Genomic DNA, 25682 nt, shown 5'->3' with positions numbered 1-25682 from the left:
AAGCTTGCGAATTGCATCAAAGCTCTATCTTTCCTCGAACTGCTCGGCTCCTTTTTGAACACACACTATTAATAATTTACTTTTCAATTGTACTAAAAGTGATACTAGCTGTCAACAAAAAAACGAACGTTGTTTCTCTCAATAAGAAACAACGTTCGTTTATAAGCTATATAATCTTATTTCAAATCGGAAAAATTCAGTATCTTTCGTCTACTCCCATTCAATCGTTGCAGGTGGTTTACTTGTAATATCATAAACGACACGGTTTACATGGTTTACTTCATTAACAATTCTCGTTGAAATAAGTTCAAGAACATCCCAAGGGATACGAGCCCAATCTGAAGTCATACCATCGATTGAAGTGACAGCGCGAATACCAATTGTATGGTCATACGTACGCGTATCTCCCATAACACCAACACTACGAATATCCGGAAGAACGGTAAAGTACTGCCAAATTTCACGATCCAGACCAGCTTTACTTATTTCTTCACGCAAAATATAGTCAGATTCACGTACAATTTCTAGCTTGTCCTCTGTGATCTCTCCTAATACACGAATTCCCAATCCAGGACCTGGGAATGGTTGACGCCAAACGATTTCATCAGGCATACCCAGTTCTGTTCCAAGTGCACGTACTTCATCTTTGAACAGTGTGTTTAGCGGTTCAATCAGCTTGAACTGCATATCTTCAGGCAGACCACCAACATTGTGATGCGATTTAATCGTTTGTGCTGTTGCTGTACCACTTTCAATAATATCTGTATAAAGAGTACCTTGAGCAAGGAATTCAATTCCTTCTAATTTCGTTGCTTCATCATCAAATACATAGATAAACTCATTCCCAATAATTTTACGTTTTTTCTCAGGATCAGAAACGCCTTCAAGCTTAGAAAGGAAACGTTCTTTGGCATCCACTTTAATAACATTCATTTGGAAGCCGTCGCCCAGCATTTTCATAACGCCTTCCGCTTCGCCTTTACGCAATAGACCATGATCAACGAAAATACATGTTAATTGGTCTCCGATTGCTTTATGAATAAGCACCGCAACAACAGATGAATCCACTCCACCGCTTAGGGCACACAAAACTTTTTTGTCGCCTACTGTTTGACGAATTTTTTCCAACTCAATTTCAATGAAATTCCCCATAGACCAGTCACCTTTACAGCCACAAACATCAAACACGAAGTTTTTCAAGATGTCGTTTCCGTAAACAGAGTGACGAACTTCTGGATGGAATTGTACTGCGTAGAGCTTTCTTGATTCATCGCTCATCGCCGCAATTGGACAAGATGCATTCGTTCCATCAATTGTAAATCCTTCTGGAGTTTCCACAACAAGATCTCCATGACTCATCCAGACAATTTGTTCTTTAGGTAGGTCCTTGAATAGTTTTGAATCGTTTTGAATCGCGAGCGTCGCTTTACCATATTCACGGTTCTTTGCTTGTTCAACTTTTCCACCGAAATGCTTCGTCATCAACTGCATACCATAACAAATCCCGAAAATCGGTAATCCTAGTTCAAAAATGCGCTCATCACACCCAAAAGCAGATGCGTCGTATACACTATTCGGCCCACCAGAGAAAATAATTCCAGTTGGATTTAATTTCTGAATTTCTTCTACCGTAATAGTATGGGGATGTAATTCACTGTACACGCCAAATTCACGAATACGTCTAGTGATTAATTGATTATATTGACTGCCGAAGTCTAATACGACAATCATTTCCTGGTTCTGTAAGTCTGTTTTCCCCGTCACTATTGTCACCTCATTTGATATATTCACTTCTTTACAGAAGCGGTTTGTTCTTATTATTTCAAAAATGTAAAAATAAAACACAAAAAAGCTAAACTCCACCCTAAAAAGTCTAAAAAGGCAGAATTCTAGCTGTTACACTGAAACATCTGCCTTCATAGTCAAATCATTTACGGTGATTCGGTAGAGACTTTCGATCCATATTATCGAGGATATATGAAGGGCTCGTATTTGAATGTTTCAATTGTACCAACATGTTAAAAACATGGTCAAGAGGTTGTCTCTTTAATTAAATTTTCCCACAATTCTCGATACTGCCTCCAGGCTTGGTTTTCCTGATCCCCGCGGTATAAAATTCTTTCGTATTCCTTCGTCATTTGCTGCATATTATCATTAGACATACGATAGACACGATCAACATAAACCGCGTATTCTCGCAATGTTTGGCCTTCAGGTCGCGGTACACCAGCGCGATTCAATTGCTTGAGGAGAACGTTATAAGCACTTGTAAATGTGTCCGTACCATTTTTCCCTTTATATCTTGTAATAAATACATATGGTAGCCATTTTCTTCTCGATTGATAAAGCAAGAAAGCAAGAAACATCACACCTACAAGACCAATTGCTGTATTTCGCAAAATGATCTTCCAAGAAATATCACCTGATCCCAAAGATGCTGATTGATCCGATTTATCCGTATCTGGAAGTGTTTTTTTATCGGGCTGAGTTGGCTCTCTTTTTTCCGGAGTCGTCACAGCCGTATTATGGTCATTCTCGTTAGCTTGAGTAGTCAAAGAAGCATCATAAAACTGATTTGTATTATTAAAGCCTTTTGTTGGCTCAAATGGAACCCAGCCAACCTCAGGAAAATAAACCTCTACCCATGAATGAGCATTATTATTCGTGATCATATAAACGGATTCACCGTTTTTTATCGTTGCCACACCATCAGAATAACCTTTTGCCCAGCGTGCCGGAATGTCGAGTGAACGTAATAGAACAACCATTGCTGTAGAGAAATTATCACAATACCCCCGCAGTGTTTCAAATAGGAATTGATCCACATAATCCTGTTGCTCTTCTGGATAAGGAATATCTTGCTTATCATACACAAACTCAGGACCATCAAAATGATTTTCAACAGCTTTTACCTTGTCATACCAATTATCTTTATTACTAGTGATCTCTAACGCTAAATTACGAATTCTTTCAGGTAGGTTCCTTGGCAACTGTGTATAAATACCTATAATGTCCTCAGGAACATCATTTGCAGATGTAACCTTTTTTAAATAATTTCGATCAAATGTTTTAAGATAATAATTCACTTCATAATCCGTAAGCTTGATCCTACCCCAATTTTTCGATTGAGCTGTCAATAAATTCGTCGAGTCATTAAAAATATACTGATCTGTTTCTTCAGCTGAAACTCTTTTAAGTAAACTAGGAGTAGGATATGGAACGTGATTGTAGAACTGCTCCATTTTAACGGACGCCTTTTGTTCTTGAAGCTTTATTCCAGGTAATTCTGTATCTGTAAGATCCACCATATCCTGATCATTTTCATACTCTGTCAATTCTCCTGGATAATCAAGCCTTGTCCAGCCCTTGCCAGTGTAATAATACTTGTTCTCCACCTTCCAATAGTGTCGAGTGGGAGTATCTGCATAAAAAACAACTGCATGGTCGTCAGAAATTGAACCACCTAGTTGGGTATCATTTTCTCCATACCCAGTACGCTTGCTTCCTGCTGATTTCGAATCTCCTGTTGTTTTAGTTGAATAGGATATAATAAATGGAACAGGATCTGGCCATTGGGGGTTTAGTTTCGGTGCTGCAAAACCAATTGTCCCACTAAACAACAGCATAATTGTTAATGGAATAAGCCATCTTCGTAAACCATCAATAGACACTGTTAATCTTTCCTGTTCAAATAAACGGAAAAAAGCGAGCAATCCAAGTACAGCAAAACCAATGATAACAACCCGAACAATGGAACCATCCGCATCATACGGGGTAAACGTATCAAGAACCGCTAAAAAAACAATGGTTAGCAGAAAAAATAAAAAAAGATTTCGACGGACAGCTACCCAGTAATGAATTAAATATGAAATGAGCCAAATCAAAACAAAAAACAATAAGGTTCTGAAGCTGTTTGTTAATAACATCCAGTCCGCTTTCACCATTCTTGAAATATTCATTTTCATATCACTTATAAGTTCCCCAATCCAAGCGAGTTCAAAAAGTGAAAACTGCGAATATAAATATTGAATGGAAACAGTTGTATATACCACAAAAATCATTATTCTTACAACCCAATGCACCTGTAAAAAGTACGAAAGCAAAGAAAGACACATAAATACAATAAACACGCCCATATTATCGGTATCTGTCAGTTGATTAACCGGCTGTAGCCATTCCCATAACAACAAAGTGCCGTATCCGTATAAAACCACTTTCAACAATATATCGAGTAGACTAGTTCTTTGAATCATTGAGCCATCACCTCGACTAATCCAGATTCAAAATGTCCCTGCTCCAAATAACTAACTCTCATCCCTCTTATATAGGCGGATCGCTTTGCAAAAAGATCTTCAGCTGCTAACTGTCCTTCTTTTTTTATACAAACTATCGTAATGGACTGGTTCATTTTATACGCACTGATTTGTTCCACCATTCTTTGATCCAAATGCGAAGTAATCAAGATGATCGCTACATTTTGAGATAATACGGTTTGATGTGATCCAAGCAAGGAACTTAAACTCCCTTTTTCATCTGCTTCTGTTTTGGCAAGTCGGTAAAGGATTCTTTGGAGCTGTCCATCTCCACCTCGGATCGGTAGTGGCGCCTCATGCATCGCCGAACCTGCATAGCCAACTAGTATCCCTTTCTTCAGAAGAACATGCGCGAAGGAGGCAGCAAATACTACCGAATCTTCAAAGGACTCTGATGAAGCTTCATCCAGGACCAAATATACATCATGACTTTTCTGTTCTTCAAATTCCTTGGTCATAATGGCATTCTTATTGGCTGTCGCTTTCCAGTTAATCCATGACATTTGGTCACCCGGCTGGTATTCTCGAACTCCACTGACAATTGAATGCTCTCTTTGCATCTTTTTTACAGACCCTGCTTCTCCTTGATTAAAGAAATTCTCCAATTGCTTATACGACAAATCATAATAAGCAGGCCAGACTAGGACTTTTTTTGGAAGATCATAATTGGCTTCCTTTTCAAATAATCCAATCATATCTCCAGTTTTCAGACGGATCGCAGACAAGCCGTGCTCCCCTCTTGGAAGATTATGAAGCAAAAACGTAATCGAAAATGATTTCCGGAACCAAGGGAAAATGAACGCCTTCTTCATGGACGTGTTTTTGCCTAATCGGCCATTAAGCTCTTCTTCCACTAGAAGAAATAACAACGGGAAGCGGTCTTTTCGTGTGATTTCAATTCTGGCTTCAATCGATTCCCCTGTTCTGAGTTCCGTTTTATCTAACGATCTTGTTACCGTGAACTTGTGGATAGGATAGAAAAACAGCCCTATCGAATAAAGGGCAAATGGTAGAAACGTATAGAACAGAAACCAACTGAGAAAACCTCCCTGAAACATCGCAAACCCAAATGCCAAGACCACCAAACTAATAAGCACTACAACCTTTGCACAAGGTCTCATTTTCTCTACCAACGATTTCATCATTAATTCACAGCCCTTTTTACTGGTACAGGAATATTATCAATAATTTCAGCAACCACCTGCTCAGCTGTAATCCCTTCGTACTTCGCTTCAGATTTCAAGATAAGGCGATGCGATAACACAAATGGGGCAAGATATTGAACATCGTCCGGCAACACATAATCCCGGTCATATAATAGAGCGTAGCTTTGAGATGCTTTCATTAAGGCAATCGAGCCACGAGGACTCGCACCTAAATATACACTGCGATGCTGGCGCGTTGTTTGTGTCATTTCAACAATATAATGCTTAATCGCATCATCGACAATAACCGCCTTTGACTCTTGCTGCAAACCGCGTAGTTCAACCAATGACATAACGGGTCCAAGACTATCAAGCGGTGAAGCCAAACGCGCACGATTCAAAACTTCCACTTCTTCAAATATATCTGGGTATCCCATTTTCATTTTTAATAAAAAACGATCAAGTTGAGCTTCAGGAAGAGGGTACGTTCCTTCATATTCGATAGGGTTTTGTGTTGCCATAACAAAGAATGGTTGCTCCAGCACTCTCGTTACACCATCAATCGTCACACTTGCCTCTTCCATCCCTTCTAATAAGGCTGACTGAGTTTTCGGAGATGTTCGATTAATCTCGTCAGCCAGGATAATATTCCCCATAATCGGCCCAGGACGAAAAGTAAATTCTTGCTCCCTTGGATTATATATGGAAACGCCTGTTACATCAGACGGCAGCAGGTCAGGTGTGAATTGAATTCGTTTAAAGTCTGCACTGATTGACTTGGCCAGCGCACGAACCATCATCGTCTTACCTACACCTGGAACATCTTCCAATAAAACATGACCTCCCGAAAGTAAAGCCACTACACTTAATTCTGCTATATCTCTTTTCCCAATAATAACCTTCTCGATATTACGTATCACTTCATTTAACTTTGGGTGCTTTCCTTCATATGTCATACCTTACCTCCTGTGATTCATCCCTTATCGATTTTCAAAAGATCTGAAAAAAACAACTAACCTTTTCATCCTATCGACACAATTCATTTAAAATTACTTTAACTTAAACTACATTCGACGACTCCCTTTCTAACCCTTCTTTTTCCAATATATTTACAAACTTTACATAATGACCTTACCCAGTAGAGTTGAGCATATTTCGCATCAAAATGAGTTTTATCAAACTGGAAGGAAAATGGTGGATCTTTCATTCAACATATATCATAATTGCACAAATTTTCAAATTTTTAGATCTAGTAAACATATGTATTAGTAAACATCACAAAAAGTATGACTTTCTTATCGGAATTATATGGTAAACTATTGATAAGTGAATATAATCTTGCAGAAAAAAGGTGCTGAACTTTCAGCTTAATAGGGAATTCGGTGAAGAACCGAAGCTGTTTCCGCAACTGTAAGTGCGATGAAATAAGGATATGCCACTGTTTTATTTAACGGAATCGGACGTAGCACGCAATCCGTTATATAAAATGGGAAGGACCTTAAAGTAAATGGATGCACAAGCCAGGAGACCTGCCTTCTTTCCATCGTATTATACTCTTCGGAAGCTAAGAGGATTGTACGGCAACTCTCATCTTTTCTTTCCAACTGGATATGTAGGATGGTGTGCCGCCCAATTTTCTTGGTCGGTTTTTTTGTTATAAAAAAACGATTTCAAGGGCTATTCACTCTATTCATCATATAAGGGGGATTACATTTGGCAAAAAAAGATTTCCGTTTTATGTGTTACCCGTACATGCGCGAATCCGCTTCAACAGTGGACTTCGAGATCAGGACTGACTCCTTGACATCTCGTATTGGCTTAGCTTGTGCATTTACTAAAAACGTACCTGTTGTACACAAAGATTTAATGTACTTACTCGACATGGGCTATAATCTAAACGGCTCAGTACGCGGACGATTAGGTATCACGCAAGAAGACTTAGATCGCCTAAGTGGTATGTATGATTTTTATACAGCAGAGGTCAAAGACTCTATCGGTACTTTTGTCTTGCCACAAGGAACTCCCGGTGCCTGTATTTTGCACACTTGCCGCAGTGAAGCGAAGAAGTCAGTAAGAGCGCTACATAAAGTGAGTCTTGAAAGAGAAGTTCCTAAAATCCTGTTCGATTACGCTCATTTACTAGCAAACGTTTTATTCGTTATGGCCGTCTATGTAAATAAACAACTTGGTGTTGAGGAAATCCCTCACGAGAGTATATGCTATGACATTAAATCGACGAAAAAATAATACATCCATCCATTAATAGAAATGAGAAATGAGGAGAACACAATGAAAAAATTCATATGGAACAATTGGTTACTTGCACTAATGCTTTCTTTTATTTTAGCACTTGCTGGCTGTGGGAATAGTAATCAAACAGCACCAAGTAAGGATAATGCCCCTGCAAGTGAAATTAAAAAAGAAAAAGACCAGCCCTATTCAGTAACTGATGATCTTGGCGACAAGATCACCTTTGATAAAGTACCTGAAAAAGTGATCTCCCTTCAACCAAGCAATACAGAAATTCTCTTTGCTCTAGGAGCAGGTGAAAAAGTAGTTGGGGTCACAGATGTTGATAACTATCCAAAAGAAGCTGCCGATATTGAATCTGTTTCTGATTCAATGAATATTAACGCAGAGAAAATAATTGCGTTAAACCCAGACGTCATCATCGCCTATACAATTGGCGACGAAGCTACTTTACAGCCGCTGAAAGATGCGGGAATCCCAATCTTTGTCATTGCATCTGCTGCTACATTTGAAGATGTTTACGGAGACATTCAGCAAATTGCAGAAGTAATGGGCGTTAAGGAGAAAGGGAGCGAAATCGTCGATACGATTAAAAACCAAGTTGCAGCTGTTATTGAAAAAGCAGACTCTATTAATGAAAAGAAAAGTGTCTATTTAGAAATAAGTCCTGCTCCAGAAATCTACACACCTGGAAAGAAGACATTTCAACAAGAAATCCTTGCAAAAGCGGGTGTAACCAACATATTTGAGGATCAAGAAGGTTGGATCAAAGTTTCTGAGGAAGAAGTTATTAAACGCAACCCTGCTGTCATCACAACAACTGCCGGTTTTATTGAAAAACCTGAACAAGAAATTAAGAGCCGTACAGGTTGGGACCAACTTACAGCCGTTAAGGAAGACAAAGTATACTACTTAAATGAAGACGTGATGTCCCGTCCAGGACCACGTATTGGTGAAGCTGTCGAGCTTGTTGCCAAAACCGTTTACCCAGATCTATTTAAATAAGATCGATACAAATCCTCTTTATTGAATGACAACCAGGATGAACCAAATATGCTGAAACGCTTCTTTTTCAGTAACATTGCTCATATTCTTAAGGCTCATCCAGACAATCACAGAAAACGTAAAGAACAGAAAAGGCTGCCCCGCGGGACAGCCTTTTCTGTTCTTTCTATCTTGAATCTTCTACCTATTTCGGTCCATTCTTCATTTATCTAAAAACGAATCATAGTCATTTGACATATCAATCTCATCATTCTACCTCCACCGTTCAAACCATTTCCGAATTTTTTCTTTGTTACGTTCAAGAATTTTCTTGGACGTCGTATTTTCCTTTTGTTTTTTCCATTCAAAGAAGCTAGCAAGCGCGATAAGAACGATACCGCCAACGATCAAGTAGAGCCACCATGGCAGATTGCCCCATAGGTGATTAGTGTTCATATAGATATTTAACAAAATAGTCCCTGTCCCCGCTAAGAAATACGATTTATATTTCACAATAAATCCGAAGATGATTGCGACTAATGCCAACGTACCAATTACCAATGCATCATATACGGTATTTCCTTGTAGTGCATCCATGATTAATACTAAAAATAACAAAGGAACAATAACTAGTTCGATGGTTTGCGTCGTATGCCCATCAGCGAATACTTTTCTCAGCAATAATGTGCTGATGATAAACAATGGAAGAATCATGACTTCTGTTGCTACGAGAGTTGGAATGTTAAATTGGTCGATAATAACATAATATGGATATAAGCTTAATACGACCGCTGCTGTAAGATAGATTTTCTTTTCTAATTGATCTAAAGTGAAAGCCCGCATGACAAGTAAATAGCCGCTGACTAAGCAGGCTGCGATGATTTCTAACGCGGGATAACTTTCCACATTCGTAAAAACACGCCAGTTAATTGTCACCACATACAGAAACCCTACGATTCGATACACATCAATCACTAGATACGTCTCTTCTTTTCGAACCATTCCGCGGAAAAACACCTTGCTCATCCAAGTCATCACACATAATGCAACGAACAACAACACAGTACCTGCAAGTATTGATAACTCGTTTGCATAGCGCACATAAAACAAGAATGTTAGCATCAGCGGGATCGCAATAAAATGTTCCCACTTCCGTTTCATCATTAAATAGATCGCAAACGCGGCTTGAATGGTGAAAAGTACAACTGAAAGTACATTCAAGTTGCTAGAAAAACGGAATATATTCCAATCTGACAAATAAACAAGGAGAGTCAGATTTAAGAATACTAGTAAATAATAATCAATCATCCGTTTCCATTCTGGATTCACTCGACTCCAAAGAATCGTTATCAAAGCTGCCGTAATTGTGCAAGTAAAGATTAGATAGTTGAAAAGATTATATTCCTGAAAAACAAGTAATACTTGCAACTGAAGAACTGTAAATCCAATGTACGTGAATGTAAAACGCTCCCACACAATCGTTGTCCTCACTGCGCTGACCACATAAAGACTGAGCGGTATTAAGTAGAAATACATATTTGCACCTGTCACACTTATATAAAGATAACCAAGTGCCACCACAAGAAGGTTGGTCAGATGGCTGAACCAAAAGAAATAATTTCTGCCCATCCTCGAATATTTCCCTACATATACTGACAAAACATAGAACAATAATGGTCCTAAGAATAGATATGACATCCAGATATATTCATTCTCAAATTTGAAAATGGCCCATACGGATGCATACACACCGGCGCTTGTATAAACAACCGGAATCCATAGAAGATGATGGCGATATAAATAAACGGACAGAACTTGAATTGCTGCTGAAACCATCATTAAAGCGGTAATTAGAATGGATTGCAATGTTCCAAAATAGAGCGTCATAAACGACACCATCGATAGGACCTGACCGGTAATAATAAAGATATTAAAAAAGCTTTTATACGATTTTTGCAAAAAATAGCCTAGCCCGATTAAAAGCAATGCGACAATCATGACATGTAAACTAAATGGAATAGTAAAGTCATACCATCTGCTTGTTTCGCTTATATACAGATACAAAATGAGCAATGAACCCGCTAGGGATAACGGAAAACCATACGTACTAATATCCTTCATCCATTTTTCTGTCACTTTATTATGACTGAAGAATAATAAACCAGATATCGCGGCAAGAAAGAGACTGACGATTAACCAATCTCCATTCACCATATTGATAAAAGTCAAAAACAGCATCACACTACTTGAAAGAATTCCTACACTCGAACGGAAAACCTCTATTTTTTTTGCGACATTATATACAAACAGCCCTAAATAAAGGAGGATTTGAAGCACAAATACGAAACTAGAGTGCACTGCAAATGTCCATTCAAATGCCCAGCCAAGATAAACAAGTGACAGATTAAATAAGACGATTGCTGGATAAGTAAACACGACTTGCTTCGTTTGAATGGCTAAGAATACATATTGTGCGGCTAGAAGGATTAGTGCAATGAAAATCTGTGCATAGCCTTCTCCAAACACTTGTGCATTCGCATAGGCAAATACAAGTACACTACTCGTAATGCCCGTATACACAAAGCTTTTCGATACTTCTTCATTTCTTTTAGCCATAAATAAAGAAAGAACAATGAACATGATCGGAAGCATAGCAAAAGCAATAGAAGTGAAGTCACTCAATACTGCCGCGTTCAAGACAAGATGGATATAGCCATAGCTGAATACAAGACTAAATGCAAAATTGTAATACTTTTGATTGTATTTTATCGTGAACACTAGGATTTGCAGGGATGTTAAAAGCAAAGTAAATGAATACAATACTGTGCTTGAAGCTAGTGTAAACACGACAAATGCTTCGACGAAAATTTTAAATTGGATGAAGTAAAATAAATAGGGTTTGAATACAGCCAATTGTTGATGACTTTTCAAACGATCCATATACCATAAAAATAATAAGTTAAACAACACGAGTAGAATAAATAATGTTTCTGTAGTTGGCGCCACATAGGTAAACCCGAAAAGACTTGCTAACGCAAAGGTTATCAATGAAAGGATGGTAAATAGTTTCGAAGCAAAGTGCTTAGCAATTACAAAATAAATGCCCAAACAAATCACTCCGCCGATCAACCCCAATAACCCTCTCCCCTCACCTTGCAGCGATAAATACTCCCCAAATATCCGATAATATGAAGCTGATAATATCGTAATTGGAATGAACAGACTTGCGAGCGTTAGGAAAGCAAAGGCCGTTTGTTTAATTTTTAATTTAAAGGCGATAAAAGCCATCCCAAAGAAAAACACGGACACCATGCTAATACAGAATACTTTCAGAACAGCATTCAATGCTCCCCACGTTGACGTCGCTAAGATAAGACCGCCGAACAAGAGAAGAATCACACCCATCACCAAGACTAGTGTTATATTTCTTTCCCGTATTTGCTCTGCTGACTTTGCAGGTTTCACAACAGGTTGCTGTTGAATGACCATCCTAGGTTCAGGGCTAGCCATTGGCGTTTGTACTGGATCTTGAATTAATTTTGGAGCATGCTCTTTAGTTCGCTGTATGTTATGTGGAGCTTCATTCGGAATCGTGCTCGATTGAACCATTTCTTCTTTTTTCTCTTGCTTTTCCATTACCGCTACTTGCTGCAGCAGCTGGTGATAATGCCGTTCATACGCACTACTAAGTCTTATGTAATCCGATTTGGGAATCAATCGTTTTTCTCTTAGTATCTTAAGTTCATCATGAAAGATATCTCGCTTCTTTTCAATTGGAATATTGTCATTAGAATCCGTCACAATAAGCCCCCTTCCTCTGAAAACTCTACTACTATATTATAGAAAATTATACACAACCATTCCTAATTTTGGAATAAAAATCAAATCGTTGGGATAAAGTGAAACTTCAATAAGTGGGGGTTTTACTGCCCGTTAATGCGAGATAAAGCTCATTAATCAATCGATTGATTAAATGCGTCGCAAACTCACTCATCTCCTCGATTCAGCTATGTATGCAGTGAGATTAATTTGTAAAAATTTGCTGATAGCATATTTAACGTACTAAACTCCTACAGATCATTCCTACTATTGGCATTACAGTCGAATCAATGGAGAATATTTAATTAATCAATCGATTGATTAATTTATTAAAGAAACCGTTCATTTTCTTACTCGAACGATGATTGAATGACGAATTACTTGTCGATATTTGTGCTTAATCATGCCTTCGTACAACAATCTTCTAATCACGCAATAGTAAATAATACCCATCAGTTAAATAGACTAAAATCATACATTTCGATTATATAGCCCTGTTTTTTCCATCAAAGAGGGGACGTTTATGAATATCTTCCGTAAACGAGTATTTACAAAGTATCCCAAGGCTAACGTGACGTATGGGTCAGTCACTACACCACGAAGGAAAGAGTTAGGATTAGAAAAAACTCATGCGAATGATGCGGTTGCGATCAGTAGAATAGAAACGATTCAGCAAATGAGTGATTCTATCTTCTTCATCAAGCAATTTCGCAGGAAAAAACGTTCGTTGCATGAAGCCACAGCTAGAAAAGGTCGGAAGACTAAGAATATCGAGAGCAAGCGAAACAAAAAAAATGTGAAACAACTGAAAGGATTATATCTGAATGATCGAGTACGAGTGTATGAGCGAATTGGATATATTACGGGCTTTCCGGGAACAGGTATGGCATATGTCAAAGATATTCATGGGAGCTACATCACGAAGCCTAATAAGTCGTACAAACAGGTTAATCTAAAAGATTGCGAGCTTCTCAATCACAATAATAACTGGAAATACGTGGAGAATCTTTCGGCAACGCCTAACCGAAATTCATCCCCTCCCTACTGACTTTGTTCCTTGAGGAAGGGACTTCTTTCGGGAAGCTGCTAAAACTTAAGTAAGCGGCGAAAGCACACCATGGTAGGCTAGGGATATTTCATAAAGTATTCAAATTAACGCCATCCAATCACTTCGTCAAACACGAAAAGATGCTAAAAGGGTCAGACTTCACGAGGATGTCCCAAAAGCAAATGGTCAGACCTCGCAACGACTAAATACAGTATAGGATAAGTGAATGAAACACTATATACTGATTTAGAGTGCGAGGTCTGACCCTTTTGAGACATCCTCAACGTAGGTTGACCCTTTCCTTATTGGACACTAGGTGAAGCTACTCTTGAACTTGCTTGCTGTGAACCATCTTTGGAATAAGTATGACGAACAAGATTAGCAAGCCTATTATTAGCAAGCCAATGTATACAATCAATATTTTAGACTTCTGCTTTTCCGTTTGCGGCATTTTATCTTCATGATAATATCTTTTCACATTTTCATCGGTAAAAAGTTGTAGCTGTGAGGCCCGTGATGCGATTGTATTCGTTTCAATATTCATATCTGTAAACAACTGCGCTTTTACTTTTTCAAGCGGATTCGAATTATTTTTTTTAAAAGTAAGCTCTTGCACCTCTTTAGGTATCGATTTCTTATTTTCATACAGTGACTCATCATGAAGATAATCGGTGTTTTCCTTAAATTCTTTCTTCTCATACGTATTTGGTGTCAAATCATCAATACTTGACTCTGCTCTGGCTGAATCCGCATCTGTAAATAAGACACGGATGACCAAAAACATCAGCAATACAAGGCTTTTACCATTAAGCCTCATGAGCCTGTTCCTCTTCCGGAGTAAAGACACTTTTCAAGGTCCTTATCACATACGGAATGACGGAAAGCAGCAGAATCATGCCAAGTAACACGATGATTGCCGTTATAAAAAGAGAGTCTGTTCCATACTGGATCGACATATACACTTGAGACATCGGGTCTTGATAATCGATATTCGGTGCTGTAAGAGCAAGTAATGGACTAATGAAAAACATGACAAGACCTACACTTGCCAGCCAACCAGTCCAAGTACTTATGGAAAAACAAACAAATACGACTGTCGAAGCTGCCGTTAGAAGGAGAATCGTAAAAATTGACCATTCAATCGCACGTTCCTCTCCGAGCGGATAAATATTCAAGCCAAACAAGCTAATGATTAAGCCTACAATCAAATTTAATAAGACAAACATGGATCCTTTTACGAGCATTGGTGCATCTTTAAAATAATAGCTAAAATAACCAATTAACAAGCTACTTATTAAAACGATCACTAGCACCACTACTGGAGGCACTTTCTTTGTTTCTTGCTTCGAAATAGCATCCCCGCTTATTTCAAGCGGATTGGATAAATGGTCATACACGACGCCATTTTTCTGACCATCTACAAATGTATTGCCAAGCAGATTAAAGATATCATTCCTAACCAGTGTTGTTGTATCAACATTCGCCGTCCATTTATCATTCAGTTTATTGGCATCTTGCTGTACGCCTTGAACCTTTGTTTGAAGCTCATCCGTAAACTGGACGATATTCCCCTGACTTTCACCAAGTGAGTCCATTAGTTGATTCATCATAATCATTTCCTGACCAATTCCCTTGTGATGGCTAACGACTGTATTACCGTCTTCTCCATTACTCGGAATCGGCGTATCAGTAGACATAAGCTGAACTTGATTCATGACCGTGTTCGCACTCTCATCTAAAGAAGCTAGATCTTCCAAAATGGCTGCCTGTTGCTCCCCCATTTTTTTACTATATTCTGTAAAGAATCCAGTAAAGTAATCTTGCAATCCTGTCAGCTTCTCTCCTGTGAAAGGCATATCAGCTGATAGCTTATCCCATATATTCTGCTCCTGTTCATTAACCCCTAGCATTGGATCCACTTTTTCTAATAAGTGCGTTAAGCTCTCTGGATTTCCTGCTAAACTATTTTGTAATGTTTCCTTATACTGAACGAGAGAAGAATGATATTTCAGAAGGGTTTCTGGACTTCTATAATAAATTTCCTCATTAAATATAGGTTCTAATTTTCTCTTTCTTTCCCCCGTTAAAGCTTCTAATCCCAGGATTTCCTGTTCTTGTTTTTCAATTTCTACTACTGCATTTTGAAAGTTGTCTAACGGTGAATTGAGTTGATTTAATAAACTTTGGTTCACCTCCGCTAGTCTATTATACTCTGTAGCTAGCGTTTCATTTTTCTTCACCAATTCATTATTAACCGCTTTTAGTTCATCGACTGTTTTTTGCAGCGGATTTTCTGCTTGATCAAATGCGGCAAGCTTTTGTTCTACTTTTGACAGCCTTCCTGCTATTTCTGGCAATTGATTAATGCCCGCCGTGACCTGCTCTGGTTTAGGATCGGCAATGGCTTCAAGAGATCCTTTCAATCCATTAAGCTCATTCGTAATAACTTGCAGTTCATTCCTCTCCTCATTCAAACCTGGAGTTTGAATGGAACTGTCATTAGCTACCGAAACAGTTCCTACCTGATCACCAGTAGGCAAAGCTGGATCAGATTCTGCGCTAGGACCCGGAAGTTCAGGATGATTCGATTCAGGGGCCCCTTTATTCAATTCAGTTTTCAACGTAATCATTGTGCTTTCATGTTTATTCAACGTTGTTGTTTCTTGCCCTTTCAAATAGTTGATTAAATCACTCTTTTGGCGTTCCACCTCATTTTGCCGAACCATTGAAAGAGTATTCACAGTTGCATTGTTTTCATCAAGTTGCTCGTTAATTGCCTCAATATTCGTGGAAATCTGTTCACTTTGCTCATCCAAGTAATCCATAGAATCTGAATATCTTGGGGCCTGATTTGCCGCTAGCGCTTGAACGCTTACGATATTTTCATCTTGAACCTTTTCGAGCATTAACTGCTGGATATTCTGATAATCTCGATAATCCTCCACATATTTGACAAACGATGTGAAGCTTTGTTCAAATTGCTTTACATTTTCTTCCCTCTTAGGGGATGCCTTTCCTACCGTAGTCATCGTGGACCGAATATTCTCCAACATTTTACGTTGTTGCTCAATCTCACCGGTAAGATTCTTGGAGCTTGGTTTATAAAATGCGAGCATCGCATTTTGAAAATCAATTTCCTTTTGAAGAATTCCATCAAATTTTGTTCGGACATTCTCGAGATCCTGGGACACATATGTCCAGTATAAAGTAGAGACTTTCCCATTAACCCGACTCGTTGCGTTTTCAACTTCCCTTAAAACTTTCTCTCGATTATTCACATTTAACTGATCTTGTATCGTGTATTCGAATTTTGCTTTGGCAGGATGCTCACTTTCATACGTCATGATTCGCTTTGAAAAATCGGACGGTATATAAATAACAGCATCATACTTTGTATTCTTTAAACCATTAACCGCCGCACTCCGACTTAGAAATGTCCATTTATATTCTGATCCATCCTTAAGGATTGCGGAAATCTCATCGCCAAAGTCCAAAGACTTTTCTTCTTTTTCCGTTCCATTGTCTTCATTTACAACTGCAATCGTCCTTGTTGCATTTTCTCTAACCTGCATCGGATGATCACCAATGGCACCAAAAAAGATCGCAGGTGTTACGATAATCAGAAAAACCGCGAGAATCAGCTTAATGATATACCTTGTTTTCCCCGTCATGTTAGAACCTTCCTTTCAATTACACATAGCGGAATTTGTATTTTACGCTCTTTTCCATTCATCACATAATAGCCATATCCTGCTTGAATTTCTTCCTCTTTCCGTTCGTAAGGAAGTGTAAATATCGTCTGTTCGGACTTCTTCATTAGAATGACGGCCTGACGGATTTGTTTCAATTCATTTGTTAATGGATCGTACCCTTTAGAAAGATCATTATTACTCCCAGACACGAGTACATTAAAGCCCAAATGACTGTAATTTTTCATGAGTCTTGCTATTCTATCCTGCATGAGACTATCAATGGTTTGTGAAAAGCGGGAATATCCATCTATGACAAGGAATAGTGGCGGAAAGCCTGAAAGGGTTGCGCCATTTCGAATCTTGAACAAATATTCCTCTTCCCTTTTTGATAAGATTTCTTCCACATTAGACAACCATTCTGAAATATGTTCCTTTGTTTCCATATAGAAGACCAATTCTTCCTCTGAATAGCTAGACAATCCTCGATCAAATGAGTCAAACACTCCGATGCTCTTGGTTCCCTGGAACAAGACTGTATCTAAGATCACTTTTATTAGATTGGTCTTCCCTTTTTGCGCTTGGCCAAGTATCATGCAATGGTTATTTTTATTAAAATCAGCTATTACCGGTTGTACATGTTCTTCATCCAAGCCAATCGGGATTATGCCAGTTTCTTCCATTGCGTCTGTATACTGTTTAAAGTTCATCATGTTCAGTTGATCTGGAAGCATAGGAATAGCTAAAGGAACTTTGAATCCTTGATACTTTTCTTTTATCAACTGAATATCGCTTCTTATTGCATCCATTAATTCAAAATCATCCTTACCATCTGCAGCCAAGAACACCTGTGAGAAATAGGCTTCGTCTTTTTTTATAACGGCCCTGCCTGGGATAGGCTCTTGGACGAATGAAGTTTTGCCTAAAACAGAATAAACCTCGGTATTGTCGATCAAATAATGAACGACTTTCGTTTTTAAGTTATTCATCAATGATTGACGAATCGAGCTGATCCTTGTTGCTGTAAAGATCATATAAATGCCAAGTGATTGGCCGTCTCGGGCAAATTGATTGATTTGTACCTCAAGATCTTGCATTTCTTCTTTAATAATGTCAAAGTTATCAATTGCAAAAAATACAAGTGGTAGCTTCTCGTTACTAATAGCATTATATAGTTTCATACTGCTAACTTGTTGTTGTTGAAATAAATGTTTTCTTCTAGCCATTTCATCCTTCAGAATCCTCATGAACTTTTCTATTTTCAACTTCTCATCCATTAAGAAAAAGTCGGCCGTATGAGGTAACTGTTTTAGTGGGAGCAGCGAACCATTCCCAAAGTCAAATAAGTAATAATGGATTTCTTCCGGGCTGTACCGTTCTGCCATGCTAAGAAGAAGTGTTAAAGCCGTTTGTGATTTCCCATAGCCGGACGAACCAAATATGCCAATATTTCCATCATCCATCACATCATACTCATATGGTGTCTGACTTTGCTTTTCAGGTTCATCGATTAAGGCTAATTGAATGTTCCCTTTTTCTATAGTTTGAAACGCTCTTCGTGACAGTCGATTTGCGAGTGGGGGCAGCCAAGGACTGTTCAATTTCTTTATCCCCATCGACTGTTGCAACGCTTCAATTTTATCAACAATCATATCTATTTCTGTCAGCACTTCTTTGTTTTTTCTTTCACTAGCTGTAACATCTGATAATGGGATAAGGCCTAAATCCGTTACGATCGCAATTTCATCTTCTGTCTCTGAAGTGTCTTCCAAATAAGGGGCACCGCTCCAAGCCGACTGAAAAAGCTCGTAAACTTCATTATTCCCCACTTGAAGATACCCTCTTCCGGTTACAGTTATAGAGGCAGCATCGCCATTTTTCAATATTTCTCTACTGTCATCTGTGTCCTGTACTTTCAAAGCAACTCTAAATCTAGCATTACTCCAGATTTGTTCGTCAATAATTCCACCTGGCTTTTGCGTAGCAAGGATAAGGTGAACACCTAGACTTCGCCCAATTCGGGCCGCACTAACAAGTTCACGGATAAATTCTGGTTCTTCGCTCTTTAACTCTGCAAACTCATCGGATATGAGAAAGAGATGAGGAAGTGGTACCTCTGCAACATCTTTTTTATATAAATCGGCATAATCATTAATATGGTTAACCTTATATTGATCGAATAAGCGTTGACGTCTCTTCAACTCACTTTTGATCGAAGCAAGTGCCCGTAAACTGAAATTTTTACTTCCCTCAATATTTGTAATCGTGCCTAATAGATGTGGTATATTTTTAAATGGCTGGGCCATGCCACCCCCTTTATAATCAATAAGGAGAAAGGCCACTTCATGGGGATGAAAATGAACGGCAAGTGATAATATGTAGGTTTGTAAAAATTCACTTTTCCCCGATCCTGTTGTCCCAGCAAGCAAACCATGAGGCCCATGTGCCTTTTCATGAAGGTTCAATTCTACAAGATCCACTTTCCCCTTGAGACCTACCGGTACTGCAAGTGATTTTTTTGCCTGCCTTGTTAACCAATTTTGTTTAATTGGAAGCTGATCAATATCTTTTACATCGAGCATCCCCATAAAAGAAACACTTGAAGGAATCGAATTCGTCATCCCCACCTGATGGTCGAGTGTTCTTAGCATCCGGGAAAATACTTCATTTCCTTCGCTTTGATGAGCATCTAGCTTAAATGGAATGCTAACTGCTTTATTTTCCTGGATCAGGATATCGCCCTCTTGATCATTGATATAACGAACAAGTGTATGGATATTCTCATTCAAGCTTTCTTTTGATTCTGCTGCAAAAAGGACGGAAATGCCAAGATCAGCATGTTCACCTTCTAAATATTCTAATATGACATGGTCTGCGATTAACTGCCGATTCATAATGATAAAAACGATATGTGGGGTAAATCTTACTTTTTCCTTATTTTCTTCTAAATTACGCTCACGAAGTATTTCGTATATGGATGAAAGCAACTGATCACGAGTTTGTTCATTATAAATGAGCCCTTTTGCATGTGCATGCGGCAATTGAAAATGAGGCAGCCATTTGATCCATTCCCACTCGCTATATTCCTGTTCATTAAATATACAGACAAACCTTATATCGTGATAACTGTGAAAGAAAGAAAGCTGCCCGATGATTTGGTGAATCTCATTCTTTACAACTTTCTCTTTGCCAATCAGACCGATAGAACCTTTTGACAGGTCAGCTACGATCGGTACATTTTTTATTTCCTGATACACCTTTTCCAACACTTGAGACTGTTCTAACAAATTGTCGATTTCCCGATTGGCCATGTCACCCGAACTAACCGAAACCTGGTAGCTAGATGGCACAGTTCCAGTACCCAATCTAAATTGAAGGAAATCATAACTTTCAATCGACCTCTCCCAAATCCGGTCCGAGATAAACCCGGTTAAGTATTTCATTCTTTCAAATGATGGAAAGTGATAATCTAGAACACGCTTTTGTTTTTCGGCTAATTCTTGAAGTTCCTTACGCTTATTTTCCAAATAAAGTGTATACACTCTATATCTTCGCTCTTTCTGCTTCTTCCGGGTTTGTTTATCTTTAAAAAATTGTACAGATGAGGTTACTAATGTAGTCATAAACATAACCATGGAAACGATAATAAAGATCCCTCTCGGCTGAATAATGGCAACTACACCCATAACCATTAACATAATCAGCGGAGGCATAATGATGAGCCATAGACCTCTATTGCTATCATCTGACTCCTGCGATGGGAACGATAGCGAAACCTTCTCTTCCGGAAGTTCATAAATCATTCTCGGAGTACGACGATAGGTCGGATACTTTTTGCTCATTTCTGACTGTGGGCGTCTGGTCAAAGGAAGACTCGTAACATATTTATCTAGACTGATGATTTCAATTAAATCGATATCTAATAAACGGATTTCCATAAAGGGAGAAAAGATAATGTCGCCTATTTCCACGATCATGTTCTGCCTGACCTTTTGTCCGTTTACAAAAAGAGTAGCCTCTTGTGGCTTCACTTGCCATCTTCCACCCGTTTTTAACAGATGAAAAGAGTCGTTGTCTTGTTTTAAAATGACTGTTTTCTTTTTATAGAAAACAGCATCCTCATTATCAGATGAAAAAGAAATTTCCTGTTGATACCCCATATAATATGTAGATGTTAATACATCCGAGGAAGTCAAAAACATCCTTAATGTTTCTCCTCGATCTTCAAGTTCGAACGGTTCTTCTGCTGTACCTTCAAAAATCAATGTCTCATTTTGCCTAATAACAAAACGACTCTCTTCTATAACGATATCCAATATTCCCCCAGTGAAAGGAAACTCTCTAACTGTAACTGTTTGCTGGACATCGGGACCAACCGATAAAGAATGAGCTTGATCTTTGCCGAGTGGCACCCTCTGGTAATACTGATTATAGAACAACCAGAGATTACTCATGCTATCTCCTCCCGCAATCCTTTATTCATTATTCTTACTTTCAGCTGACTTTTGGCTATCGGTTGTCTGAGTTTTACCAGCCTGCTCCAAAGCTTGCTGTTGCTCAGCCTCCAATTTCGCTTGTTCCTCTTGTTTTTCTTTATTCCGTTTTTCCTCTTCTTCCAGCCTTCTCGCTTCTTCTTCCTGCGCTTTTTGTTCTTGCTCGTATTCATTTAATTCAGTTTGAATTTTATCTAGCTCTTGCTGTTTTTCTTCGCTTTTCATCTCTTCATCTGCTTTAATTTCTTCACTATACTGAATCAGTGCAAGAATAATGATATCTCGATCTTCAAGTGAACGAGCGATTTCCAAAGCTTCCTTTGCCTCACCTCTACCAATATGGATCCAATATTGATAATATTGAGGGTCTGCCTGAAGACTAACTGTATTTCGAATCACTTCTTTTTGATCTTCATTTAGCGCTTCATTAATAATGTAAGATTGTGCAAGTTCATATTGAACGATCTGTGGCATGCCTTTAATTTTATAATCTGATAAAGTATTGATTACCTGACTGTATTCTTTATTCAAAAAGTATTCCTGGCTATTAATGAAGGCAGCCTGCTTAGGTTGGCTAAAAATAAGTGAATACAAGCTATAAATCAGTGCCGGTAACAAAAAAATCAAAAGACCGAGAGAAACGAATCTAGTAATCTTCCATTCCTTTTTGGTTACTCGTACGAACTTCTTCTCTTGCATATCTAGCAATTTCATATTTTTTTGAATAATAGCCAAAAGCGCCTCTTCATTTTCTGTGTTCATGATTTCCGCTTCTTTGGGTGACAGCTCTAGTGTTTCATGAAACTTGAAATAGTGTAAAAAGGGATGCTTAGATACGACGGAAGCAGCCACGACGGCTTTTATTTCCTGCCAAAGTCTTTCCCGATCTTGTTCATAAGGAGGAATGCTCTCCATGACTCCATAATGTAAAAAATAGGGCGTTAAGCTTTCATCTGCTACAATATTTTCCGGACAGACGATCAAATGTAGCCGATGGAAGGGATGATTCATGATTTTTTTTAGGAGTTGAAAGGCAAAAACCCATCTGCTTTTTTCATCTTTACTTTGGATTTCGTTAAAGGATAAATAGGTTTGAGGCGATTGAAATACGAGGCTGAGTTCATCCTCTGTTAAGATAACCTCTTTATGTATAGAAGGGTCTATGTCTTTAATCATTTCCATTTCCGCTCGATCATTTAATTTGGTTTTTTCCCTTTGAAAAATTAAATGAATAGAGTTATCTTCTCTCTTTAATACCGCTTCAAGCTGTTCTTCGAGATACGTTCGACTCTGTTCTGTCATGATTCAATACTCCTTTATAAAGTGAAATTTCAATCAGTTGGGGTTTTACTGCCCGTTAGATAAAATTTCAAAACGATCCCCAGTGGTGATTCCGTGCTCCACCAGCTTATCCGTTCCAGATAAGACAATTTGCTTGTTAGGTATCCGTACCCAATATCCCTCTCGCGGGGGTTCAGAGATGGCTTTAGCCTGCCAAACTATATCAATCAGTTTCTTAACAGAGTTATAGTTGGATAGACGGAGGTCGAAGCTGTCATTTCCATAATGTTTTAAATCGATTGTAACGATAATATACATTTTCTCACCTCATAGATGAAGGAGCGCCTTCATCTGGTGAAAATGGCGCTCCTACATACTTCATATTCAGATGGAAGTTACCCGCGAATCTGGCTAGCGATTTGGTTATCAGCATCAGCAAGAGCCCTCGCTGTGCCTTTAAGCTGCCGAGAAATATCCTCAAGTAAATTTTGCATTTGTACAAACGATGGTTTTAATGCATCGTATTGCTCACTAAATGCTCTGCTTGCTTCCCCTTCCCAAACACTTTCCAATTCACCAATCATCGTATTTAAGCGAGTAATCTGATCTCCTACCTGATTGCTTTCACTCGTATAACGGTTGGACATACTATCTAGTTCTGCAGGGGTAACGCGAATAATTCCAGACATGTAATCCTCTCCTTTCCAATATATTTACTATAATTGTAAAAATACAAACAGAAAAGGTCAATTCATTCCTTGGCCATATGAGAAAAAGAGGAATAATTACCCAATATTTCCACACCAAACGAATAATATATGGATTCGTATAGGGTTTTTTTCCTTGTTTTCAAACAAAATTATTTCAAAAAAATAGATACTAAGACTTTTGCTCTTTGTAATCGGAAATGGGTAATTTTATCTCTTTATTAAATTCCTCAAGAAATAAACTGAAATAGCCGCTTTACCCATTTGATTAGCTCACTTCACGAAGTGGATTCATTCGTTCAGCCCAATCTTTAATTTCTTTGTCAATCTCATTTACTTTATTATCTATAAAACGAGAATACTCTTATTACATCGAGTAGATCCCATCTACATTTGCAAAAAAACGGCTTGCTACGATCTTTCTCGGTTTAAAAAACTACTTGTATTTTCCTTCATAGCGTGGTAAATTTGGATAAATCGAATTTTTCAAATAACTGAATACTCACATTCTTATCAAGAGAGACGGAGGGATTGGCCCGATGATGTCTCAGCAACCAGCCGTGTTTCGGCAAGGTGCTAATTCCTATAGGTATAGAACATACCTAGAAGATAAGAAGATCGTCTTCGTATTTTCGCGGGCCCTCTTCTTACTCGAGGGCCCTTTTATTTTTGTTTATTGGCAAAAAACTTGACCTAATTAAACGCTTTATGAAAAATCTATAAAAGGAAGTAGGAAATAACATGACAAAATTAGCAGCGCAAGAAAGAGTAACGAATGTACCATTTAAAGCAGATCACGTCGGTAGCTTTTTACGACCAGAACGCCTTAAGCAAGCACGTTTACAAAAGGACAACGGTGAAATTACAGCTGATGAATTACGAAAAATCGAGGACGAGGAAATTATAAAGCTAGTTGAAAAGCAAAAAGAGGCTGGTCTTACAGCTGTTACTGATGGTGAATTTAGACGCGCTTGGTGGCATTTAGATTTTCTTTCAGGTTTTGATGGGGTTGTGTTTCATGAAACGAATGATGGCATTCAATTTAACGGTGTTAAAACAAGAGCGCACGGCATTAAGGTAACGGAAAAAATCGCATTTTCTGATCATTATATGATTGATCATTATAAGTTCCTTCATAATATTGCAGGCGATGCTGTTGCAAAATTTGCCATACCAAGTCCCAATATGCTTTATTTCAGAGGAACACTAGAAACTGATGTTTACCGTACTCACGAAGAATTTTATGATGATTTAATTGCTGCCTATCAAGGGGTTATTCAAGCACTTTATGATGCCGGTTGCCGATACCTCCAATTAGATGATACGGCTTGGTCCCTATTCTTTTCTGAAAAAGGCAGAGAGCAAATCGCTAAGAGAGGGTCAGATCCTGCTACATTAGCAGAACTGTTTGCTAGAGGGATCAATGAATCCATCGCAAATAAGCCAGATGATATGATCATTACGATGCACATTTGCCGAGGCAATTTCAGATCGACATATTCATCCACTGGTGGTTATGAAGATGCTTCTAAAACGATTTTCGGTGGATTAAATCTTGACGGTCTTTTCCTTGAATTTGATGATGATCGTTCAGGTGGTTTTGAACCGCTGCGTCATATAAATAGACCTGACCTTTCCGTTGTATTAGGCTTAATCACTTCTAAAAAAGGCGCATTGGAAGATCCCGAACGGATTAAGGAAAGAATCGCAGAAGCTTCAGAGTATGTTTCATTAGATCAAATCTGTTTGAGCCCACAATGCGGGTTTGCTTCAACAGAAGAAGGTAATGAACTGACAGAAGAAGAACAATGGGCAAAAGTACGCCACGTTGTGAATATTGCACAAGATGTTTGGAAATAACCAAAGAAAATAGTCCTAATCAATCTATAGATCCATCTTCGCCAGGTAGTAAAGTACAATTTAATAAAGCACTACTATATATGTCGATGTACT

15 protein-coding genes and 3 riboswitches are annotated in these 25682 nt (G+C 38.4%); of the genes, 4 read left to right on the top strand and 11 right to left on the bottom strand.

All coding sequences use genetic code 11. The annotated features are described in order from the left end of the window. Window positions 1-210: 210 nt before the first annotated feature. From guaA to JNUCC23_RS02325, 4 genes are all read right to left on the bottom strand, one after another. Window positions 211-1764, bottom strand: coding sequence for a glutamine-hydrolyzing GMP synthase (gene guaA, locus JNUCC23_RS02340; protein WP_062187097.1), 1554 nt, complete (start codon window positions 1762-1764; stop codon window positions 211-213). Window positions 1765-1899: 135 nt separating this feature from the next. Next, window positions 1900-2001, bottom strand: a riboswitch (purine riboswitch). A gap of 29 nt (window positions 2002-2030) precedes the next feature. After that, window positions 2031-4253, bottom strand: a complete 2223-nt coding sequence (locus tag JNUCC23_RS02335) for a transglutaminaseTgpA domain-containing protein (RefSeq protein WP_454214075.1) — start codon at window positions 4251-4253, stop codon at window positions 2031-2033. Further along, window positions 4250-5458: a DUF58 domain-containing protein gene (locus JNUCC23_RS02330; RefSeq protein WP_454214073.1), complete on the bottom strand. Its 1209-nt coding sequence runs from the start codon at window positions 5456-5458 to the stop codon at window positions 4250-4252. Before JNUCC23_RS02330 ends, JNUCC23_RS02335 begins: the two co-directional genes overlap by 4 nt. Beyond that, window positions 5458-6414 (bottom strand): AAA family ATPase, encoded by a 957-nt coding sequence (locus JNUCC23_RS02325; RefSeq protein ID WP_062187100.1) that lies wholly within the window; start codon window positions 6412-6414, stop codon window positions 5458-5460. Before JNUCC23_RS02325 ends, JNUCC23_RS02330 begins: the two co-directional genes overlap by 1 nt. A gap of 376 nt (window positions 6415-6790) precedes the next feature. Continuing rightward, window positions 6791-7009, top strand: a riboswitch (cobalamin riboswitch). A 186-nt stretch (window positions 7010-7195) separates the two neighbouring features. Here JNUCC23_RS02325 and JNUCC23_RS02320 point away from each other — a divergent pair. Next, on the top strand, window positions 7196-7705 hold the full coding sequence (locus JNUCC23_RS02320) for a hypothetical protein (RefSeq protein WP_454215966.1): 510 nt from the start codon (window positions 7196-7198) through the stop codon (window positions 7703-7705). 42 nt (window positions 7706-7747) lie between these two features. Then, window positions 7748-8713, top strand: coding sequence for an ABC transporter substrate-binding protein (locus JNUCC23_RS02315; protein ID WP_454214071.1), 966 nt, complete (start codon window positions 7748-7750; stop codon window positions 8711-8713). A gap of 252 nt (window positions 8714-8965) precedes the next feature. Here the strand turns inward: JNUCC23_RS02315 and JNUCC23_RS02310 are convergent, their stop codons facing one another. Further along, the gene (locus tag JNUCC23_RS02310; protein ID WP_454214070.1) at window positions 8966-12493 is read right to left on the bottom strand and encodes a hypothetical protein; all 3528 of its coding nucleotides are present in this window, start codon (window positions 12491-12493) and stop codon (window positions 8966-8968) included. Window positions 12494-13034: 541 nt separating this feature from the next. On the opposite strand from JNUCC23_RS02310, the gene JNUCC23_RS02305 reads away from it, so the two are divergent. After that, window positions 13035-13559 (top strand): hypothetical protein, encoded by a 525-nt coding sequence (locus JNUCC23_RS02305; RefSeq protein ID WP_454214068.1) that lies wholly within the window; start codon window positions 13035-13037, stop codon window positions 13557-13559. Between the two features lie 322 nt (window positions 13560-13881). Here JNUCC23_RS02305 and essA read toward each other — a convergent pair whose 3' ends face one another. The 6 genes from essA to JNUCC23_RS02275 all read right to left on the bottom strand — a co-directional run bounded on the left by essA (window position 13882) and on the right by JNUCC23_RS02275 (window position 23711). Further along, a complete protein-coding gene (essA, locus tag JNUCC23_RS02300; RefSeq protein WP_454214066.1) occupies window positions 13882-14376 on the bottom strand; it encodes a type VII secretion protein EssA in 495 nt (164 codons plus the stop codon). Further along, window positions 14366-17230, bottom strand: a complete 2865-nt coding sequence (gene esaA, locus JNUCC23_RS02295; protein WP_454214064.1) for a type VII secretion protein EsaA — start codon at window positions 17228-17230, stop codon at window positions 14366-14368. The genes essA and esaA overlap by 11 nt, the downstream gene beginning before the upstream one ends. Next, complete coding sequence (gene essC / locus JNUCC23_RS02290; RefSeq protein ID WP_454214062.1) at window positions 17227-21702, bottom strand: type VII secretion protein EssC; 4476 nt, start codon at window positions 21700-21702, stop codon at window positions 17227-17229. The genes esaA and essC overlap by 4 nt, the downstream gene beginning before the upstream one ends. A gap of 21 nt (window positions 21703-21723) precedes the next feature. Then, window positions 21724-23043, bottom strand: coding sequence for a type VII secretion protein EssB (gene essB / locus JNUCC23_RS02285; RefSeq protein ID WP_454214060.1), 1320 nt, complete (start codon window positions 23041-23043; stop codon window positions 21724-21726). 45 nt (window positions 23044-23088) lie between these two features. After that, a complete protein-coding gene (locus JNUCC23_RS02280) occupies window positions 23089-23340 on the bottom strand; it encodes an EsaB/YukD family protein (protein ID WP_062187116.1) in 252 nt (83 codons plus the stop codon). A gap of 77 nt (window positions 23341-23417) precedes the next feature. Then, a complete protein-coding gene (locus JNUCC23_RS02275) occupies window positions 23418-23711 on the bottom strand; it encodes a WXG100 family type VII secretion target (RefSeq protein ID WP_454214058.1) in 294 nt (97 codons plus the stop codon). 525 nt (window positions 23712-24236) lie between these two features. Continuing rightward, a riboswitch (SAM riboswitch) is annotated at window positions 24237-24345 on the top strand. 125 nt (window positions 24346-24470) lie between these two features. Between JNUCC23_RS02275 and JNUCC23_RS02270 the strand changes: the two genes are divergently transcribed. After that, entirely contained in the window at window positions 24471-25589 is a 1119-nt protein-coding gene (locus JNUCC23_RS02270) for a 5-methyltetrahydropteroyltriglutamate--homocysteine S-methyltransferase (RefSeq protein WP_062187118.1), read from the top strand. The last annotated feature ends 93 nt before the right edge of the window (window positions 25590-25682 follow it).

Source organism: Peribacillus sp. JNUCC 23 (assembly GCF_053653995.1).
This window is presented reverse-complemented; position numbering and strand designations above follow the sequence as displayed.

Excerpts from the sequence above, each read along its gene's own strand:
- essB (WP_454214060.1), bottom strand. The coding sequence starts at position 23,043 with ATGACAGAACAGAGTCGAACGTATCTCGAAGAACAGCTTGAAGCGGTA.
- JNUCC23_RS02325 (WP_062187100.1), bottom strand. The coding sequence starts at position 6,414 with ATGACATATGAAGGAAAGCACCCAAAGTTAAATGAAGTGATACGTAAT.
- JNUCC23_RS02280 (WP_062187116.1), bottom strand. The coding sequence starts at position 23,340 with ATGTATATTATCGTTACAATCGATTTAAAACATTATGGAAATGACAGC.
- JNUCC23_RS02305 (WP_454214068.1), top strand. The coding sequence starts at position 13,035 with ATGAATATCTTCCGTAAACGAGTATTTACAAAGTATCCCAAGGCTAAC.
- JNUCC23_RS02335 (WP_454214075.1), bottom strand. The coding sequence starts at position 4,253 with ATGATTCAAAGAACTAGTCTACTCGATATATTGTTGAAAGTGGTTTTA.
- JNUCC23_RS02315 (WP_454214071.1), top strand. The coding sequence starts at position 7,748 with ATGAAAAAATTCATATGGAACAATTGGTTACTTGCACTAATGCTTTCT.
- JNUCC23_RS02330 (WP_454214073.1), bottom strand. The coding sequence starts at position 5,458 with ATGATGAAATCGTTGGTAGAGAAAATGAGACCTTGTGCAAAGGTTGTA.
- esaA (WP_454214064.1), bottom strand. The coding sequence starts at position 17,230 with ATGACGGGGAAAACAAGGTATATCATTAAGCTGATTCTCGCGGTTTTT.
- JNUCC23_RS02270 (WP_062187118.1), top strand. The coding sequence starts at position 24,471 with ATGACAAAATTAGCAGCGCAAGAAAGAGTAACGAATGTACCATTTAAA.
- essA (WP_454214066.1), bottom strand. The coding sequence starts at position 14,376 with ATGAGGCTTAATGGTAAAAGCCTTGTATTGCTGATGTTTTTGGTCATC.
- JNUCC23_RS02275 (WP_454214058.1), bottom strand. The coding sequence starts at position 23,711 with ATGTCTGGAATTATTCGCGTTACCCCTGCAGAACTAGATAGTATGTCC.
- essC (WP_454214062.1), bottom strand. The coding sequence starts at position 21,702 with ATGAGTAATCTCTGGTTGTTCTATAATCAGTATTACCAGAGGGTGCCA.
- JNUCC23_RS02320 (WP_454215966.1), top strand. The coding sequence starts at position 7,196 with ATGTGTTACCCGTACATGCGCGAATCCGCTTCAACAGTGGACTTCGAG.